Origin of the sequence: Enterobacter sp. FB, from assembly GCF_000805795.1 — a bacterium.
Taxonomy (GTDB): domain Bacteria; phylum Pseudomonadota; class Gammaproteobacteria; order Enterobacterales; family Enterobacteriaceae; genus Enterobacter; species Enterobacter roggenkampii.
This window is the reverse complement of record NZ_JSZC01000016.1, coordinates 87704-106975: the sequence shown is the minus strand read 5'-3', so window position 1 is coordinate 106975 and position 19272 is coordinate 87704. Positions and strand designations below refer to the sequence as shown.

Annotated in this window: 17 protein-coding genes and 3 pseudogenes; 10 read left to right on the top strand and 10 right to left on the bottom strand. The window is 55.6% G+C overall.

From position 1 onward, the window contains the following. Positions 1-30 precede the first annotated feature (30 nt). The 3 genes from secB to cysE all read left to right on the top strand — a co-directional run bounded on the left by secB (position 31) and on the right by cysE (position 2413). Positions 31-498, top strand: a complete 468-nt coding sequence (secB, locus tag PI91_RS21265; protein ID WP_008502716.1) for a protein-export chaperone SecB — start codon at positions 31-33, stop codon at positions 496-498. Next, the gene (gene gpsA, locus PI91_RS21260; RefSeq protein ID WP_039267056.1) at positions 498-1517 is read left to right on the top strand and encodes an NAD(P)H-dependent glycerol-3-phosphate dehydrogenase; all 1020 of its coding nucleotides are present in this window, start codon (positions 498-500) and stop codon (positions 1515-1517) included. Before secB ends, gpsA begins: the two co-directional genes overlap by 1 nt. 74 nt (positions 1518-1591) lie before the next feature. Next, the gene (cysE, locus tag PI91_RS21255) at positions 1592-2413 is read left to right on the top strand and encodes a serine O-acetyltransferase (RefSeq protein ID WP_008502718.1); all 822 of its coding nucleotides are present in this window, start codon (positions 1592-1594) and stop codon (positions 2411-2413) included. Here the strand turns inward: cysE and trmL are convergent. Further along, positions 2410-2883 carry a tRNA (uridine(34)/cytosine(34)/5-carboxymethylaminomethyluridine(34)-2'-O)-methyltransferase TrmL gene (trmL, locus tag PI91_RS21250; RefSeq protein ID WP_021242431.1) on the bottom strand — a complete coding sequence of 158 codons (474 nt, stop codon included), beginning with the start codon at positions 2881-2883 and terminating at the stop codon, positions 2410-2412. The two genes, cysE and trmL, sit on opposite strands and share 4 nt — an antisense overlap. Before the next feature lie 111 nt (positions 2884-2994). Next, positions 2995-3645, bottom strand: a pseudogene (locus tag PI91_RS21245) (Tn3 family transposase); the annotation flags it as partial. Between PI91_RS21245 and PI91_RS21240 the strand changes: the two are divergent. The 4 genes and pseudogenes from PI91_RS21240 (at position 3629) to PI91_RS21225 (ending at position 6423) form a co-directional block, all read left to right on the top strand. Next, positions 3629-4132, top strand: a pseudogene (locus tag PI91_RS21240) (recombinase family protein). The pseudogenes PI91_RS21245 and PI91_RS21240 overlap by 17 nt on opposite strands. A gap of 179 nt (positions 4133-4311) precedes the next feature. Beyond that, complete coding sequence (locus PI91_RS21235) at positions 4312-4788, top strand: PAAR domain-containing protein (protein ID WP_039267054.1); 477 nt, start codon at positions 4312-4314, stop codon at positions 4786-4788. Beyond that, positions 4788-6023, top strand: a complete 1236-nt coding sequence (locus tag PI91_RS21230) for a PAAR domain-containing protein (RefSeq protein ID WP_039267052.1) — start codon at positions 4788-4790, stop codon at positions 6021-6023. The genes PI91_RS21235 and PI91_RS21230 overlap by 1 nt, the downstream gene beginning before the upstream one ends. Then, positions 6016-6423: a DUF943 family protein gene (locus PI91_RS21225; RefSeq protein ID WP_039267051.1), complete on the top strand. Its 408-nt coding sequence runs from the start codon at positions 6016-6018 to the stop codon at positions 6421-6423. Before PI91_RS21230 ends, PI91_RS21225 begins: the two co-directional genes overlap by 8 nt. Positions 6424-6826: 403 nt before the next feature. Here PI91_RS21225 and PI91_RS21220 read toward each other — a convergent pair whose 3' ends face one another. From PI91_RS21220 to PI91_RS21185, 8 genes and pseudogenes are all read right to left on the bottom strand, one after another. After that, positions 6827-8176, bottom strand: a complete 1350-nt coding sequence (locus PI91_RS21220) for an aromatic acid/H+ symport family MFS transporter (protein WP_039267049.1) — start codon at positions 8174-8176, stop codon at positions 6827-6829. A gap of 181 nt (positions 8177-8357) precedes the next feature. Then, entirely contained in the window at positions 8358-9545 is a 1188-nt protein-coding gene (gene lldD / locus PI91_RS21215) for a quinone-dependent L-lactate dehydrogenase (RefSeq protein ID WP_008502721.1), read from the bottom strand. After that, positions 9542-10315 (bottom strand): transcriptional regulator LldR, encoded by a 774-nt coding sequence (lldR, locus tag PI91_RS21210; RefSeq protein WP_023294814.1) that lies wholly within the window; start codon positions 10313-10315, stop codon positions 9542-9544. The genes lldD and lldR overlap by 4 nt, the downstream gene beginning before the upstream one ends. Next, positions 10312-11967 carry an L-lactate permease gene (gene lldP, locus PI91_RS21205; protein ID WP_039267048.1) on the bottom strand — a complete coding sequence of 552 codons (1656 nt, stop codon included), beginning with the start codon at positions 11965-11967 and terminating at the stop codon, positions 10312-10314. Before lldP ends, lldR begins: the two co-directional genes overlap by 4 nt. 271 nt (positions 11968-12238) lie before the next feature. Then, the gene (locus tag PI91_RS21200; protein WP_039267047.1) at positions 12239-12601 is read right to left on the bottom strand and encodes a YibL family ribosome-associated protein; all 363 of its coding nucleotides are present in this window, start codon (positions 12599-12601) and stop codon (positions 12239-12241) included. 58 nt (positions 12602-12659) lie between these two features. Next, complete coding sequence (gene mtlR / locus PI91_RS21195; RefSeq protein ID WP_039267046.1) at positions 12660-13250, bottom strand: mannitol operon repressor MtlR; 591 nt, start codon at positions 13248-13250, stop codon at positions 12660-12662. Then, a complete protein-coding gene (mtlD, locus tag PI91_RS21190) occupies positions 13247-14395 on the bottom strand; it encodes a mannitol-1-phosphate 5-dehydrogenase (RefSeq protein WP_039267045.1) in 1149 nt (382 codons plus the stop codon). Before mtlD ends, mtlR begins: the two co-directional genes overlap by 4 nt. A 100-nt stretch (positions 14396-14495) precedes the next feature. Further along, positions 14496-16402: pseudogene (locus PI91_RS21185) on the bottom strand (PTS mannitol transporter subunit IICBA). A gap of 658 nt (positions 16403-17060) precedes the next feature. On the opposite strand from PI91_RS21185, the gene PI91_RS21180 reads away from it, so the two are divergent. The 3 genes from PI91_RS21180 to PI91_RS21170 all read left to right on the top strand — a co-directional run bounded on the left by PI91_RS21180 (position 17061) and on the right by PI91_RS21170 (position 19255). After that, the gene (locus PI91_RS21180; RefSeq protein ID WP_008502729.1) at positions 17061-17417 is read left to right on the top strand and encodes a DUF3302 domain-containing protein; all 357 of its coding nucleotides are present in this window, start codon (positions 17061-17063) and stop codon (positions 17415-17417) included. Positions 17418-17419: 2 nt separating this feature from the next. Further along, complete coding sequence (locus PI91_RS21175) at positions 17420-18556, top strand: HlyD family secretion protein (RefSeq protein WP_021242439.1); 1137 nt, start codon at positions 17420-17422, stop codon at positions 18554-18556. Between the two features lie 90 nt (positions 18557-18646). Beyond that, positions 18647-19255 (top strand): glutathione S-transferase, encoded by a 609-nt coding sequence (locus PI91_RS21170; protein WP_008502731.1) that lies wholly within the window; start codon positions 18647-18649, stop codon positions 19253-19255. Positions 19256-19272: the final 17 nt, after the last annotated feature.

Sequence of the window (19272 nt, the reverse complement as noted above, 5' to 3'; positions counted from 1 at the left end):
GACTTTAGGACAATTAAAAAGGGTATTTCCATGTCAGAACAAAGCAATAATGAAATGATTTTCCAGATCCAGCGCATCTACACCAAAGATGTCTCTTTTGAAGCGCCAAATGCGCCGCACGTTTTCCAGAAAGACTGGCAGCCAGAGGTTAAACTTGATCTGGATACCGCATCAACCCAACTGGCTGATGACGTGTATGAAGTCGTACTGCGTGTGACCGTGACCGCTTCTCTGGGCGAAGAGACTGCTTTCCTGTGTGAAGTACAGCAGGGCGGTATCTTCTCCATCGGCGGTATCGAAGGCAACCAGATGGCGCATTGCCTGGGTGCGTACTGCCCGAACATTCTGTTCCCGTATGCACGTGAATGCATCACCAGCCTGGTTTCTCGCGGTACATTCCCGCAACTGAACCTTGCGCCAGTTAACTTTGATGCGCTGTTCATGAACTATCTGCAGCAGCAAGCTGGCGAAGGTGCTGAACAACATCAGGATGCCTGATGAGCACTGTTAATGCGTCAATGACTGTGATCGGTGCCGGCTCATACGGCACCGCTCTTGCCATCATGCTGGCAAGAAATGGTCACGATGTGGTCCTGTGGGGCCACGACCCAAAACATATCGCGACGCTACAGCGCGACCGCTGTAACGTGGCGTTTCTCCCGGACGTTCCGTTCCCTGACTCCCTGCACCTTGAAAGCGACCTTGCGACCGCGCTGGCGGCCAGCCGCAACATTCTGATTGTGGTCCCGAGCCATGTCTTTGGCGACGTGCTGCGTCAGATTAAGCCGCTGATGCGCCCGGATGCGCGCGTTGTCTGGGCGACGAAAGGACTGGAAGCCGAAACCGGACGCCTGCTGCAGGACGTTGCCCGCGAAGCGCTGGGTGATGCGATCCCGCTGGCGGTCATCTCCGGCCCGACCTTTGCGAAAGAGCTGGCCGCTGGCCTGCCGACGGCGATTTCACTGGCCTCCACCGATCGGGCCTTCTCCGACGATCTCCAGCAGTTGCTGCACTGCGGCAAGAGCTTCCGCGTTTACAGCAACCCCGATTTTATCGGCGTGCAGCTGGGCGGCGCGGTGAAGAACGTGATTGCGATTGGCGCCGGGATGTCCGACGGCATTGGTTTTGGTGCCAACGCCCGTACGGCGCTGATCACTCGCGGTCTGACCGAGATGTCCCGCCTGGGCGAAGCGCTGGGTGCCGATCCGGCCACCTTTATGGGGATGGCTGGCCTGGGCGATCTGGTGCTGACCTGTACCGACAACCAGTCTCGTAACCGCCGCTTTGGCATGATGCTCGGACAGGGCAGCGATGTGAAAGACGCGCAGGAGAAGATTGGCCAGGTGGTGGAAGGCTACCGCAATACCAAAGAAGTCCGCGAGCTGGCGCACCGTTTCGGTGTCGAAATGCCAATAACCGAGGAAATTTATCAGGTATTGTATTGCGGAAAAAATGCGCGCGAGGCAGCATTGACCTTATTAGGTCGTGCGCGCAAGGACGAGCGCAGCAGTAACTAGTCGGAACCGTTGTCACCTGAATGACCCAGCCAGCGCAGAACTGGCTGGTCATTAACTATCGTCTGGAGTAAGCAATGCCGTGTGAAGAACTGGATATCGTCTGGAATAACATTAAAGCCGAAGCCCGGGCGCTGGCCGACTGTGAGCCTATGCTGGCCAGTTTCTACCACGCAACGCTACTCAAGCACGAAAACCTCGGCAGCGCGCTGAGCTATATGCTCGCCAACAAGCTGGCGTCCTCGATCATGCCCGCGATTGCGATTCGTGAGGTGGTGGAAGAGGCTTACGCCGCTGACCCGGAAATGATCGCCTCTGCCGCCTGTGATATCCAGGCGGTGCGCACGCGTGACCCGGCGGTCGATAAATACTCTACGCCGCTGCTGTACCTGAAAGGCTTCCACGCCCTGCAGGCTTACCGCATCGGCCACTGGCTATGGAATGAAGGCCGCCGCGCGCTGGCGATCTTCCTGCAAAACCAGGTTTCCGTGACGTTTCAGGTTGATATTCACCCGGCGGCGAAGATTGGCCGCGGGATCATGCTCGACCACGCCACCGGGATCGTTGTCGGGGAAACGGCGGTGATTGAAGACGACGTCTCGATCCTGCAGTCGGTTACCCTGGGCGGTACCGGGAAAACCAGCGGCGATCGCCATCCGAAAATTCGTGAAGGGGTGATGATTGGCGCGGGTGCCAAAATCCTCGGCAATATCGAAGTCGGACGCGGCGCGAAGATCGGCGCAGGCTCCGTGGTGCTCCAGCCGGTGCCGCCGCACACCACCGCCGCTGGCGTACCGGCGCGCATCGTCGGTAAGCCAGACAGCGATAAGCCGTCCATGGATATGGATCAGCACTTCAACGGCATTCACCATACCTTCGAGTATGGTGACGGCATTTAACTTCTGAGAATGGCGCCCGGATATCCCAGCTGGCGCCATGCTTCATACACCACCACCGACACCGCGTTCGACAGGTTCATGCTGCGGCTGTCCGGCATCATCGGAATACGGATTTTCTGCTCAGCGGGCAGGGCATCCAGAATCGTGGCCGGCAGGCCGCGGGTTTCCGGGCCAAACATCAGATAGTCACCTGCCTGATAGCTTACGGCGCTGTGCGCTGGCGTGCCTTTGGTAGTCAGGGCGAACATGCGCTGCGGCTGCTCGGCTTCCAGAAACGCGGCGTAATCGTGGTGGCGAATAACGGCGGTAAATTCATGATAATCCAGCCCTGCGCGACGCAGGCGTTTGTCGTCCCACGTAAAGCCCATCGGCTCAATAATGTGCAGACGAAAACCGGTGTTGGCACACAGGCGGATAATATTGCCGGTATTCGGCGGAATTTCTGGTTCGAATAAAACGATGTTAAGCATGCTGCCCCCTTAATTGCGGGGGCAGGATAGCAGAAAAGAGAGGAACTACGCGACGCCGGGTTCCTGCGAGCGGCTATAGAGGGCCGTTTGGAAAACGGAAAATATCCTACGCTAAGCCTGTTTTTTGTACAGGCTGCTAACTACTGAGTGTAACGTGCGGTATTTACCCTGTCCCAGCTAGAGGTTTGTTCGCCAGACGTAGTCCCCGCTGAGATTTATGTGCTCACATCCTGGCGGGGAAAGATGCGCAATATGCTGTTCATTTAGCGGGAGTCCTTTCCGCTTCAGAGAATCTATGGCTCTTTCTATATATACCGTATTCCACAGCGAGATCGCCGCAGTCAGCAATGTCAGATTACTGGCCCGGTAGCACTTATTTTCCAGCCCCCGATCTCTGATTTCCCACAGTCGATGCATAAAGACAGCTCGCGCCAGGGCATTGCGGGCCTCACCTTTATTCAACCCTGCCTGCACCCGGCGACGCAATGAAGGATCCCGGAACCAGTCCAGCATAAACAATGACCTTTCGATGCGGCCAATCTCCCTTAATGCCTTTGCCAGACGCAGTACCTCATGCCAGAGTGCTTCAATTTCCTTAAGATTCAGACTGGTTAAGGATATGATTGACTGAAGCCCCGGATACAACTCAGCTTTCCCATGAATAAACAACCGTTTGTCATGAAGATCCCGGATACTTGACGCAAAAGCGAATCCGAGCAGATGCATTAGCGCGAAAACATGCTCAGTGAAGCCTGCGGTATCCACTCTTGAACAGACAACAGAAAACCAGCGTTGTGAAACTGAAGCGGCTGGTTTTACCATCAAACCCCAACGAATGAGTGAAGAGCATATCAGCGGTTCGGTTGCCGCCAGTGAACGCCCTGTTTTTACCAAGCTGTTTGATCGCATGGAAAATGGCAATGTGTTGATTGTCAGCAAACTTGATCGTCTCGGACGCAATGCAATGGACATAAGAAAGACAGTTGAAATGCTGGCTGATTCTGAAATTCGGGTTCACTGTCTCGCATTGGGCGGTGTGGACCTCGCCAGCCCTGCCGGAAAAATGATCATGCAGGTAATCTCGGCGGTGGCAGAATTTGAGCGTGAACTGCTCATTGAGCGCGCACACTCTGGTATTGCACAGGCAAAAGCATCAGGGAAACGCTTTGGACGCCCCTCTGCATTGAATGAGGAACAAAAGTAATTAGTCCTGAAACGCCTTAGCATCGGGATAACTGTGAGTGCTTAGGCTCGTGAATTTAGCACCACACGACAAACTATTCTCAGGGTAAAATAAGCCTGTTCAGGGAGTTAGAGCGCTGCATCTTACAAAATTTTACTTTTGTATTCCTTTACGGAAACGGCGATAAAATGTCCGTCGGTGTATGATGGGTCAGATGTTAACCATATAAACCGTGAGGTTTTTACATGTCACAGCAATACACCAATGAACTGACCCCTGATGTGCTGGAACGGCTGCGTCAGCCGTGGCTGACCGATGAGTTTCTGGCAGGAGTTGATCCGCAGACGCGTCAGTCGCTCGTCGCAGAAATGGAATCAGTGTTACAGCGCGCTGTTCTCCATATTTTCCGGGGGGCAACGGCTGGCAGCCTGACCCGTCATGGTGGCGTGATCCGTGAGGTATCCGGAAAAAGTACCCTTGGCGGGCATTATGCCGCGCGGGTCGGGGATAAAGTGGTGTATTCGGACGGGCGCGAGGCGACCATTATTTGTGGAGCTGGTAAAGGCCAAATGACGCAGGGGGAATCGATGGCGCTCGTGGGCAGCATGCTGGATAACGGCGATGAAATTATTTCCACGCCTCAGGGTAGTCAGATGTGTGTTTTCCGTGAGGGCGATACACTGCCTGATGGCTTTTTAACGGTGCCGGGAGGTAAACACTGATGGCGCTGGAAGGTTATTTTCTTTTCCAGGGAGATCGTACCGTCTGTGGCGGCAAAATTATCACCGGTGCTGAAGACACCCAATTTTTCGGGCGACCACAGGCGCGGGAGTCCGATAAAGTGACCTGCGGAAAACATCCCGGGATCTACCGTATCTGTGGTGGCATGGGCGACATGTACGAAGTGGGCGGAGTAAACCGCCAGCTAGCCGGCTCCATCGAAAGTTACAGTTCCTGTCCGTGTCGGGCGAAATTCATTCCGCAGGATCTGGACAACACCTACGAATATAACTGCAATGCCGGGCTGGCAGCCGAGCGTGATGAAACTGCCCGGAAGAAAAAACTGGCTGAAGAGAAAGAAAAAAAACCTGAGCCAATGCCCCTTCCCGCGCGGATTTATACCACACAGCGCATGATGGATGATTATGGCGCTAAAGATATGCACCACGGCGATCTGAGCGAGGAAGCGCTGAAAGGGCGCTTTGGCCTGACGGACGTCTCGGCGAAAGTGAACCCGTATACGCTGACCCTTTCGCCGCGGGTTGTAGCCAGTCCGTATGATGGATTTTATTCGGGCAGCCTGACGGAGAGTGCGCCGGTTGTAGTCAGTCGGGAGGAAAGCGCGCGACTGATGTTTGATGAGTTTCGTGAACTGGCGAAGGTGTTCTCCTTTCACGGTCCGTATAAGAACATCATCACTGAGATGATCAACCACATGCAGAAGAACAGCGGCACACCGTACAGCAGCCCGCTACTGGATAAGGCGCTGAAAGAGCAGATCCTGAAAGACCGTTCTGGGAAAAGTTCGTTGCTGAGAATCCAAAATGTTCTAAAAGCAGCAATTAACTACGAGTATGGATTTATTCCTCTCGATAAGAAGGACAAGTTGTTTGACGAAAAGGGAAACTTTAAGGAGTTAAGTGGGGCTGTTCTGCCAAAGTTTGACCATCTTATCGACCGTACTAACGGGCTGGTGATAACCGTCCATGATACCTGGTCGACGCATATCACGCTGCAGTCGCTGGAGGTGACGGGCAACAGCTACCGGGCGAAGGTGCATTACCGGATTCAAGATCACTTCGGACTTGATGATGCAGACATTCTGAACCCTGTTTTTCATCAGGGACGAATTTTCCGGATCTGGTTTGTGCTGCAGCGTTATGTGAAATACGGCTACAGGCCGTTTATCACCGAGATGAATACGACCGTGGAAATCAGCGGGAGGCGGGATGAATAAGTGGCTGATAGCGGGCGTTATTGCGGCGGTTGCCGGTGGCTTTCTGCTCTGGCAGTACCTGACGCCGGTTGATATTGTGGCAGTACATGATGGCGATACGATACTGGTCAGGCATTTTCCGTACCTGAAAAGCCGCCAGATAGCCTGGTGGGAAGCCAACAAGGATATGATTCAGGAAAAATACGGTATACCGAATAAAGGCGAAGATTATTATTACTACATATCTATTATGGATTTTGGGAATGGATATCGTACCGAGCCGAATGAAAGCTTGCTTGGGTTTATTGATGAGGTTTCTTGCTTCAATGACATACAGACAGAGAAGCGGTGTATTGATAGAAAGCCACTTTTGGATGTACGATATAGCCAGAATTATGGGCTTAAATATGAGTCGTATTAACGTAAATTTTAATGACTGAACGTTAAATCAAAAAGGATCTTTGAGATCCTTTTTTTCGCGCGTAATCTCTTGCCCTGTATACAAAAAAAACTGCTACCAACGGTGGTTTTTTTCCGGAATTCAGAACTACCAACTCTTTGTTCCGATGGTAACTGGCTTTCACGGAGCGCAGATACCTAAACTGTCCTTCCAGGGTAGCCGCAGTCAGGGCACCACTTCAAGAGCTCTGTAGCACCGCCTACATCATCATTACTCTGCAAATCTGTTACCAATGGTTAACGCGACTGGCGATTCGTCGTGTCTTTTAGGGCTGGACTAAAGAAAACAGTTACCTGAACAAGTGCGTTAGTCGGACTAAATGGGGAGTTCGAGCATATACGTACTTCATTCCGTCAAAACAACCCTAGGGTAGGATATTTTCCGTTTTCCAAGCGGACCCCTTATACCGCATTTTGTAGACAGTTGCCGCCGCGGCTAGCAGGGCGGGCACGCTGAGGATCATTAAAATACTGTCCGCCTGCCACTGCATGGAAAGAAGCTGGGCGCTGGTCATGGTTCCCGCCACGCCGCCAAAGCGGCCGATGCCCTGCATCCAGGCGATGCCCGTCGCGCGGCACTCGGTAGGGTAAAAGGTGGCGGCCAGGGTCTGCATGCCCGACTGCGCACCGTTCATCGCGATCCCCATCAGGAAGATCAGCCCGCCAAACAGGGCGATATGGTTATGCTCAATGCCCAGTACCAGAATAAGGCCCATCGTCAGGACGAAACCACACGCAACCACCCTGTGCGCTTCCCAGCGGTCCATCATCCAGCCTGCGAGCAGAATGCCTGCGGTACCGCCGAAGGTGAACAGCGAAGTCAGCCATGCGGATTCCGCCAGCGCATAGCCCATCCCCTGCATCAGCGTCGGCATCCAGCTCAGCAGGACGTAGTAAATCACCAGCCCCATAAAATAGGTCACCCACAGCATCAGGGTGCCGGGCAGCCAGGGCATGGAAAACAGCTGCGACACGCTCCCTTTTTTAGACGCGACCTTCTCCTCCGCCAGGAAAAAGCCCGTGACGCCCTCCAGCGTGCTGCGCGAGAACCGGCTGGCGATACGGCGGATCTGCATGACATCTTTCCCGCGCTGCACCAGAAACTTCACCGACTCCGGTAAAAGCAGCGCCAGCAGCAGCGTTAAAACCAGCGGCGCAATTGCCCCGGTCAGCAGCACGCTTCGCCAGCCGTGGTGGGGAATCAGCCAGGACGAGATCGCGCCGCCGCCCGCCGCACCCAGAGGGAAGCCGCAGTACATGGTATTGATCGCCATCGCGCGACAGCGCTGGGGGGCAAACTCGGAGATCAGCGTAATGGCGTTCGGCATGGCGGCACCGAGCCCCAGGCCGGTCAGGAAGCGCCACAGCGTCAGGGTATTCAGGCTTTGCGCCCAGGCCGTCCCCAGGCTCGCGAGGCCGAAGAACAGGCACGAAAAGACCAGCACGCGCTTGCGCCCCATCCGGTCCGATACCGGACCGGCAATCAGCGCGCCCAGCGACAGCCCCAGCAGCGCGGCGCTCAGCACCGGCCCCAGATCCTGTTTGTGTATCCCCCATTCTGCCGACAGCGTAGGCGCGATGTAGCCCATCGCCGCCGTATCAAAGCCATCGATCGCCAGAACCAGAAAGCCCAGCACAATGAGCAGCCAGTGAAACCCTGAAAAACGGCTGTCGTCGATCACCTGCTGAATATCCACCTTACCTGAATAGGTCATACGCTCCCCTCTGATGTGATGTTGTTTTTGTGTTCTTGTCTTTGCTTGTCTATACAATTGCGAGCGACAGGTAGATGTCAAATTTTCTTATCCAATATGTTATCTGGATGTTATTTTTGGCGTAAAAAAGCGCCCGAGGGGGAGATCGGACGCGTGAGAAGAGGTGTTAACGTGGGATAATTCAGGCCGCGTTTCCCTGAGCAAGCGGAGCCAGCGCGGCCGGTAATTTGCTTAACTCCTGAACCAGAGAATCCCTGCTGATTTCGCTAATCGTTTTTGCACCGGTCAGCGTCATCGCTACCTTCATCTCTTTTTCGATCAGGTTAAGCAGATTCGCCACGCCCGCCTGGCCCGCGGTCGCCAGGGCGTACAGATACGCGCGCCCCAGCAGCACGCTGTCGGCACCCAGTGCAATCATGCGCACCACGTCCAGCCCGTTGCGGATCCCGCTGTCGGCCAGGATGGCAATATCGCCTTTCACCGCATCGGCAATGGCCGGCAGGGCGCGGGCGGAGGAGAGCACCCCGTCGAGCTGGCGGCCGCCGTGGTTAGAAACCACAATCCCGTCTGCGCCAAAGCGTACCGCGTCGCGGGCATCTTCCGGGTCGAGGATCCCCTTGATCACCATCGGGCCATCCCAGAATTCGCGGATCCACTCCAGGTCTTTCCAGGAGATGGACGGATCGAAGTTGTTCGCCAGCCAGCCGATGTAATCCTCCAGCCCGGTGGGTTTACCCAGATACGCCGAGATATTCCCCAGATCGTGTGGACGACCGTTCAGGCCGACGTCCCACGCCCACTGTGGATGCGTTACCGCCTGCCAGTAGCGGCGGAGCGCCGCATTTGGGCCGCTCATGCCGGAGTGCGCATCGCGGTAGCGCGCGCCGGGGGTCGGCATATCAACGGTAAAGACCAGCGTGGAGCAGCCCGCCGCTTTGGCGCGCTCCAGCGCGTTACGCATAAAGCCGCGATCGCGCAGGACGTACAGCTGGAACCACATCGGTCGCTTGATGGTCGGGGCGACCTCTTCAATCGGGCAGACCGAGACGGTAGAGAGGGTAAACGGAATGCCTTTGGCATCTGCCGCGGCGGCGGCCTGCACTTCACCACGGCGGGCGTACATGCCGCATAAGCCCACAGGCGCGAGCGCGACCGGCATGGAGAGCGTTTCGTTGAACAGTTTCGTCTCAAGGCTGAGGTCAGACATATTCTTCAGCACGCGCTGGCGCAGCGCCACCTCCGACAGGTCTTCCACGTTGCGGCGCAGGGTGTATTCGGCATACGCTCCTCCGTCAATGTAGTGGAACAGGAACGGGGGCAAAATGCGCTGCGCCGCGGCGCGATAGTCACTGGCTGCTGAAATAATCATGCTTTGTTCTCCCTGGAAATATCACTGTCGCCAGGCAGACGGGTAATACGCGCCTGTCGGGCCTGGTCTTCATCGAATCGTTTGATGGTGGTATGCACGAAACCGAGATGCGCCATCATCGCTTTGCGTGCGGCCTCGGCATCACCGGCCAGAATGGCGTTGAGCACCGCCTCGTGTTGTTCGGTCAGCTGGGCAAACACCGGCGGAACCAGATACATCCGCTGGCGGCTCTGCTTCACGGAGGATTGCAGCAGGTCGAAGAACCCGCGCATGGTCTGGAGCAGCACCACGTTGTGCGACGCCTCGGCAATCGCCAGGTGAAAGCGCACGTCCGCCTGGGAGGCGATATCCGGGTCGCTGCTTTGCGTGGCCTCAAAGCAGGCGATGAGTTTCTCTTTGTCGGCGTCGGTTGCCCGCATGGCCGCGTGCCAGGCGGTACTGGTTTCGATGGCGTGACGCGCTTCAAGGATGTCGAAGCTGTAGTCCGGGTCGTTCTCCATCAGCGTTTTCAGCGGCTGAACGATGTTTTGCTCGGACCAGTCGTCATGCTGCCAGCGTACAAAGGTGCCGCCGCCGCGACGGCTCACCAGTACCCCTTCGCTGACCAGCGTCGCCAGCGCCTCGCGCAGTGAGTTGCGCGACACGCCAAGCTGGGCGGCGAGCTGGCGTTCGGCGGGCAACTTCATGCCCGCTTCCAGCTGTTGTTCTTCAATCAGCGCCCGCACGCGAGAGGCAATCTCGTCGGACAGGCGTCTGGGCATCACTATCATGGGATCATCCAGGTTAAGACATAGGCCTGCAGGGTGGTGATGACTCCGACCATACAGGTGAATATCAGGCTGTGTTTCACGGTAAAGCGGAACAGATCCGACTCTTTACCGACCAGTCCCACCGCCGCACAGGCAATGGCAATGGACTGCGGGGAGATCATTTTCCCGGTCACGCCGCCCGTCGTGTTCGCGGCCACCAGCAGGACGTCCGACACGCCAATCTGCTGGGCCGCCGTTGCCTGCAGTGCGGCAAACAGGGCGTTAGACGAGGTATCGGAACCGGTCAGGAACACCCCCAGCCAGCCGAGGAACGGCGAGAAGAAGGTGAAGGCGTGGCTGGTATGGGCCAGCGCCAGTGCCAGCGTTGATGACAGACCGGAGTAGTTCGAGATAAACGCGAACGCCAGCACCATGCCGATGGAGTAAATCGGCAGCATTAGCTCTTTTACGGTCGCCGCAAAGGTCTGTACCGCCGCCGCAGGCTTCATGCGCAGCCACACCACGGAAAGAATAGCGGCAAACAGGATGGCGGTCCCGGTGGCGGAGAACCAGTCGAATTTATAGACCGCGGCATACGGCGTGGCGGCGTGCACCACCGGCGGCATACGGGCGACCATCTTGTCGAGGAACGGGACAGAAACGTTAATGACCATGTCGTACAGCGCGCCGCCCGGGGCGAACAGGGCTTTAAACGGCGGGATGCTCCACAGCGTAACCGTGGCGGTCAGGAACAGGAACGGCGACCAGGCGCGGATCACCTGGCCTGCGGTGTAGCCGGTGCGGGCCAGCGTTTGATCGACCTGCGAAGCGCCCATGTCGGCGAAGCGGAAAATACGAACCGGCTGCCAGCGTTTCAGGAACAGCGTCAGGCAGACCAGCGACACCAGCGAAGAGATGATGTCCGGCAGCTCCGGGCCAAGGAAGTTCGAGCTGAGGTACTGGGCAATCGCGAACGAACCGCCCGCCACCATCACCGCAGGCCAGGTCTCCTTCACGCCGCGCCAGCCGTCCATAATCGCCATGATCCAGAAGAGGACGATAATGGTCAGGAACGGCAGCTGGCGGCCGACCATCTGACCAATCTCAAAGCTGTCCAGACCGGTCACCTGGCCCGCGACCAGAATCGGAATACCCATCGCGCCAAACGCCACCGGCGCGGTGTTCACAATCAGGCACAGGCCCGCGGCATACAGCGGGTTAAAGCCCAGCCCCACCAGCAGCGCGGCGGTGATCGCCACCGGTGCGCCAAAGCCTGCCGCGCCTTCAAGAAATGCCCCGAAGGAGAAGCCGACAATCAGCATCTGCAGGCGCTGGTCCGGCGTGATGGAGAGAATCGACGAGCGGATGATGTCAAACTGCCCGGTTTTCACCGAGATTTTATAGACGAAGACCGCCGCGATGATGATCCACGCAATCGGCCACAGGCCGTAGAAGAAACCGTAGACGACGGAGGCCAGCGCGCGATCGACCGGCATCTTGTAGAAGAACAGCGCCACCAGCAGGGCGATGGCAACGGTGTACGTCGCGGCAAGGTAGCCCTTCAGCTTGAGCTTAATCAGCGCAAAGAAGAAGAACAGGATCGGCAGCGATGCGATCAGGCTCGATAGCCAGATATTTCCGGCCGGGTCGTAGTTTTGTTGCCAGAGGCTCATGCAGGTCTCCTGGGGACCAGACAGCCTGCGCTGCGGGTGAGTCTCCGCTCATCTCTGCGTCACAGTCTGTGTAAAAGTGGTCCTGCCAATGTTGTGTTGTAGGGTTAATGACAATGAATGGTTAACCAGATGTTATGAGCTAGCAATGGTTTTGTGAGCGGAAATAATGGAATTGTGAACCGGGGGAGGATTGATTGCGCTATTGGTTGGACCAATTCACGCGAAGGGGAAAAGAGTAGGCCGGGTAAGCGCAGCGCCACCCGGCATGAAATCAAAACGCGGTCTTACAAAAGCCCGTCATCTCTTTCAGGCCCATTTCGCGGCCAAGCTCGGTCATCGGGTGAACCACTACCAGACCACGAACGCTTTTCTTCAGCTTGCCCATGTCGGCCTGCTCTTTTTTGGTGATCGCGCGGCGGTGCGGTATGTTCATCAGCTTCTGCGCTTCTTTGCTCAGCTTCTGGCCTTTGACTTCGCGCAGGCGCTCAATCTCCGCTTCCAGCTTCGCGGTCTCTTTTTCAAGCTCGGCGTACTTCTCGGCGGAGTCGACCAGCGACAGGCCCGCCATCTGGTGGCGGATCAGATCCAGGCGGTCGCTCAGGCGTTTAATTTCGTTCTTTTCGACTTCTTTCATGACAAATAACTCTGAAAACGGGGAATTTACAGGGAAGGATACACCAATGTGAGCAGGCTTACTTCTGAAACGCTTTTTTTAAGCTGATTCGGGAAATCAGCTCAGTCAGGGAAAGGACCATCGTGGAACGGACAACCTGTTGATAACGCAGCTTTTGCATCGCGTAGAGCTCCGGGTCGCTGTTATCAAACTGCGGTACCGGAGGGAGCGCGGTGACGCAGTGCAGCTCGCCGAACGGCCCCAGGATCTCATCGTCGGTAAAGGTGTATTCGTTACCGTCATGGTTGAGCTCTTCGCGCAGCGCCATTAACAGCTCCGCATCTTCATACTCTTGTCGGTTCAGCACGCCAAGACCATAAATCAGCTTCAGACGCACGGATAAATCGCCCAGCGGTCCGTCTCCGTCCAGTAACGGTTCTACAGCATATTTTACCGCGTAGTCGTCTTTGCGAAACACCTGAAGCACCAGGATATTCACCGCCTCGGTTAACAGCTCGACGGCGGCAATCAGGAAACTTCGTACGGTTTTGCCAGCATTCAGACGCTCAAGCACACGATTTTCAAAGGCCTGGGTTTGTTCCATTATTGCCTGCATATCTGACAATCTGTAATCAGGGCGCAGGATTACCTGCGCCGCATTCTGCATCATTTGGTTGCGTTGTATGCGTTAACCGCCTCAACAACCACGTCGCTGTTGGCGTCCAGACCGGAAATCTGCGCCAGCGCAGCCTGCGCGCCTTTGTTATCAATCAGCTGAGCCAGTTCCTGCGCCTGCGGGTCCTGCTCGCTGCGGTAGTGCATCGCGGCGGCAATTCCTTTCACCAGGTTGGCGTGCGGCAGACCGTATTCCAGCGTGCCCAGCAGCGGCTTAATCAGGCGGTCGCCCGCGCTCAGCTTACGCAGCGGCTGACGGCCCACGCGCTCAACGTCATCTTTCAGATACGGGTTTTCAAAGCGACCGAGGATTTTCTGGATGTATGCTGCGTGTTTCTCAGCATCAAAACCGTAGCGTTTGATCAGCACCGCGCCGCTCTCTTCCATTGCCCCTTTTACCACCGCGCGGATCTTCTCATCGAGGATCGCGTCACGAATGGTCTGATGACCGGCCAATTTTCCGAGGTACGCGGTTATAGCATGCCCGGTGTTCAGCGTGAAGAGTTTGCGTTCGACAAATGCCATCAGGTTATCGGTCAATTCCATTCCCGGAATGGTCGGCAGCGCGCCTTTAAACTGGGTTTTATCGACGATCCACTCGCTGAAGGTTTCAACGGTCACTTCCAGCGGATCGTTGGTCGCGGATTCGGAAGGCGGAACGATACGGTCAACGGCGGAATCCACAAAACCGACGTGCGCTTCCACCCAGGCTTTATCTTCATCTGCCACAGCGTTGAGAACGTGGCCTTTCAGCTGCGTGGTGCCGCGCACCATGTTTTCACAGGCGATGATGTTCAGCGGGGTGTCGATACCCTGCGCTTTACGTTTTGCCAGGCCTTTCGCGACCGCAGGGGCGATGCGCTCAAGCACAACCGGGCCCACGGCGGTGGTGACCAGATCGACGCTGGCGATAAGGTCAATAACGTCGTCGCCGATGCTGCTGACCGCGTTGACGCCAGATACTGTCTCAACCTGCTCGTTTTCGCCCACCACATGGACCTGATAGCTATGACGGGCATTCAGGGCATCCAGGACGACCTGATTCACATCGGCGAATGTCAGGGTAATGCCCGCGTCTGCCAGCAGTTTACCGATAAAACCACGACCGATATTACCTGCGCCAAAATGTAATGCTTTCATAGTGTTAACCTTCATCAATGTTTTTACCCGAGAGGGCTGGGGTGAGGAACGTTTTCCCCTCACCCTAGCCCTCTCCCCGGGGGGAGAGGGAGGAGTACCGTTATTTGTTAAGCAGAGCCAGAACTTCTTCAACGCTGGTGGTGTTCGCCAGACGCTCAATAACCGTTTCATCATCCAGCGCGTTGGTCAGGCTGGTAATCACCTGAATGTGCTCGTTGTTGCGAGCGGCGATACCAATGACCAGACGGGCGATGTCATCTTCTTCTTCACCGAAGCGAACGCCCTGCGGGTACTGACAGAATACGACGCCGGTTTTCAGGACGCGATCTTTCGCTTCAACCGTACCGTGCGGCACCGCGATGGATTCGCCCAGATAGGTTGGCGTCAGTTTTTCGCGTTCCAGCATCGCGTCGACATATTCAGGCTGAACGTAGCCGCCTTTCACCAGCTGCTCACCGGCAAAGCGAATCGCGTCTTCTTTGGTGGCCGCGGTACGGCCGAGGAAGATGTTTTCCGCACCCAGCTTAAACAGGTGGGCATTGCTCTCGTCGAAGCTGTCCTGCAGGCTGGAGCGCACTTTCACTTCGTTGTCTTCGTGACGCTGCGCGGCAACCAGACGTTCGGTCAGGCTGGTGTACAGGCCGCTGTCGAGGAAGTTGGTCAGCGAAATGTGCTGTGCCTGTGGTACCTGACGCATGGCGCGTTCGGTCAGATCGCGGTGCGTGATCACCAGGTCAACATCCGGCGGCAGGCTGTTAATGGCGCTGTTGGTCACGGAGATGTTGGTCAGGCCCGCATCCTGCACTTTCTTACGCAGCACGCCTGCACCCATTGCGCTGGAACCCATACCGGCATCACAGGCAACGATGATTTTACGCACGTGGCTCAGGTCGTTAGAGACATCACCTGCTGCCAGTGGCGTTGCGCCTTTGGATTCGGCTTTCATGTCGTGCATACGACGGGTTGCGGCTTCGATGTCATCATCTTCTTTCACCTTGCTGGTTTTCAGCAGGATAGAAGAGACCACGAAGGAGACGGCCATTGCCGCAAAGATAGCTGCGAGGTTCGCGAAATAAGCGCCTTTTGGCGTCATCGCCAGTACCGCCAGGATAGAACCCGGAGAGGCCGGAGAAACCAGACCGCCGCCCAGCACGCTCAGCGTGAACACGCCGGTCATACCGCCGAGGATAACGGCCAGGATCAGACGTGGGTTCATCAGCACGTATGGGAAGTAAATTTCATGGATACCGCCCAGGAAGTGGATGATCGCCGCACCGCCAGCAGACTGTTTTGCGCTGCCACGGCCAAAGAAGATGTACGCCAGCAGTACGCCCATACCCGGGCCCGGGTTGGCTTCAATCAGGAAGAAGATGGACTTGCCGAGATCGTGTGACTGCTGAATGCCCAGAGGCGAGAAGATACCGTGGTTGATGGCGTTGTTAAGGAACAGAATTTTCGCCGGTTCAACGAAGATCGACGCCAGCGGCAGCATCTCATGCGCCACCATGAAGTTTACGCCTGCCGCCAGAACTTTAGACAGCACTTCAACCGCAGGGCCAATGCCGAGGAACGCCAGAATGGCGAGGATCATCCCGATGATGCCCGCAGAGAAGTTGTTCACCAGCATTTCGAAGCCGGATTTGATCTTACCATCAACCCAGACGTCGAATTTCTTAATCGCCCAACCGCCCAGAGGACCGGCAATCATCGCACCGAGGAACATCGGCATATCCGCACCGACGATAACACCCATGGTTGTGATGGCACCCACGACGCCACCACGGTCACCGCCCACCAGACGACCCCGGTGAAACCGATGAGCAGCGGCAGGAGATAGGTAATCATTGGGCCAACAAGTTTCGCCAGCGTTTCGTTAGGCAACCACCCTGTCGGAATGAACAATGCAGTGATGATACCCCACGCGATAAACGCGCCGATATTTGGCATCACCATGTTGCTGAGGAAACGACCAAAGCTTTGAACTTTGATCTTGAAATCGGATGACATAAAACACCCCTTCTTCTGTTTACGCTTAGGCTTATGGCCCGAGGTTTATTGTTAATGAGGCGGCAGAGGTAGCCGGGCCCTGTTCTGATGCTGTGAAATCTGGCACTGAATCGTTCAACTGTCCAGACAGGGAAAATTTATGTGATGCGTGTCACGTAAAGGCAGGGGGTAGGGATGTCAATGAAGTGATCTCAATCACAAAATAAGTGGGCAAAAAAAATACGATGGCGAGAAAAAAAGCAAAATCCACCCCTTTGTGTGATTACCGTCACGTTTTGTCATGACGTGTTTGTTTCTGGATTGTGACTGATTTCACAAAATATTTTTATGCAGATTTCTCCGGCTGTGATCGGCGGCAAACTCTGCTTCGCGTTTCAGCGCCAGGATGATATGGCACGACACGATAAGCTAAAAAACCACTTTTGATGTGTGGTATGGCGAAAAGTTAAAAGGTGGATTACGCTCATATTGTAAGGTTAAGTCTATTATTATTCAGGATATATTTTGACACGCTTATAAACTTGCATGGAGATATTATAAAAACTCATACTCCCCGGCTCGGAAATAGTAAGCACATCCCCGTGTTTATAAAAAAATTAATTAGGTTGCGTACCGTTTTATTAATTTAATGAGTTGACGTTGTTTAAGTGAGGAGAATATGTTTCTCAACTATTTTGCGCTGGGCGTATTGATTTTTGTATTTCTGGTTCTCTTTTACGGAATCATCGCCATCCATGATATTCCTTATAATATGGCCAAAAAGCGTAACCATCCGCATGCCGATGCCATTCATACGGCAGGCTGGATTAGCCTGTTTACACTCCATGCCATCTGGCCATTCCTGTGGATTTGGGCCACGCTGTACCGCGAAGATCGCGGCTGGGGCATGCAAAACCACATCACAAAGCCTGATGAAGTTCCGGGCATGGATGCGCTGGCCAAACGCGTGGCGGAACTCGAACAAAAGCTGGCTGCAGTACAGCCCACTGCTGATAAGAACACGCTGGAGCGCTAATCATGGATCTGTTGATTATTTTGACCTACGTGGCATTTGCCTGGGCCATTTTTAAAATATTCCGTATTCCGGTCAACCAGTGGACGCTTGCCACCGCAACATTAGGCGGCGTATTTATTGTTGCCGGACTTATTCTGTTAATGAACTATAACCATCCGTATACCTTTACGGCGCAAAAAGCGGTTATTTCTATTCCAATCACGCCGCAGGTGACCGGTGTGGTCAGTGAAGTCACGGATAAAAATAACCAGCTTATTAAAAAAGGCGAAGTGTTATTTAAACTGGATCCTGGCCGCTACCAGGCGCGCGTCGACAGACTCCAGGCCGACCTGGTGACCGCGACGCACAATATCGATAACCTGAAAGCGCAGCTGTCGGAAGCGGTTGCCAATACCACACGCGTCTCCGCTGAGCGCGATCGCCTCTATAAAGATTATCAGCGCTACCTGAAAGGCAGTCAGGCGAAGGTGAATCCTTTCTCTGAAAGCGATATCGACAACGCGCGGCAAAACTATCTGGCACAGGATGCCATGGTGAAAGGCTCCGTGGCTGAGCAGGTGCAGATTCAAAGCCAGTTAGACAGCATGGTGAACGGCGAGCAGTCACAGATTGCTTCGTTACGTGCCCAGCTTGCCGAAGCCAAATATAACCTGGACCAGACCGTAGTGCGTGCGCCGAGCGATGGTTACATCACCCAGGTGCTGATCCGTCCGGGGACCTATGCCGCCGCGCTGCCTCTGCGTCCGGTGATGGTCTTCATTCCTGAGCAGAAGCGTCAGATTGTGGCCCAGTTCCGCCAGAACTCGCTGCTGCGTCTGAAACCGGGCGATGAAGCGGAAGTGGTGTTTAACGCCCTGCCGGGCCAGGTATTCTCCGGGAAGCTCACCGCAATTCTGCCGGTGGTGCCGGGGGGAACCTATCAGGCGCAGGGTGCGCTCCAGTCTCTGACGGTCACGCCGGGCACGGATGGCGTGCAGGCCATCATCGAGCTGAGCCCTGACGCTGAAGTCGATGCCCTGCCGGACGGTATCTATGCCCAGGTGGCGGTCTATTCGGACCACTTCGCCCACGTCTCGGTCATGCGTAAAGTACTGCTGCGTATGACCAGCTGGATGCACTACCTCTACCTCGATCACTAATCCTTCCAGGGCAGGAATGCGACATGCAGACCTGCCCTTTTTTCATCGCTTGATCCATACTGACTTTTTTCCGGCATTAAGGATCAGGCAATGAAACTCATCGGCAGCTACACCAGTCCCTTCGTGCGAAAAATCTCGATTCTCCTGCTGGAGAAGGGGATTGAATTTGAATTCGTGAATGAACAGCCTTACAACGCGGAAAACGGCGTTGCGCAGTACAACCCGCTGGGAAAAGTCCCGGCGCTGGTTACGGACGAGGGCGAGTACTGGTTCGATTCCCCAATAATTGCCGAGTACATTGAGCTGCTGGGCGTTGCCCCGGCTATGCTGCCTGCTGACCCAAAAGCGGCGCTGGCGGTGAAGCAGGTCGAAGCCCTGGCCGACGGTATTATGGATGCGGCGTTAACCTCCGTACGGGAACAGGCAAGGCCCGCTGCCCAGCAGTCGGAAACGGAACTGTTACGCCAGCGGGAAAAAATCAGCCGCAGCCTGGACAGGTGTGAACAGCTTATCCGGGAGGGAAAGATCGACACCGACAGCCTGAACCTGGGGACCATCGCCATCGCCTGCGCGATTGGTTATCTCAACTTCCGCCACGTCTCCCCGGGCTGGTGCGTCGACCGTCCGCTGCTGGTGAAGCTTGCAGACACGCTGTTTAGCCGCGAGAGCTTTGCCCGTACCGAACCACCAAAGGCTTGACGCGGGTTATAACACTT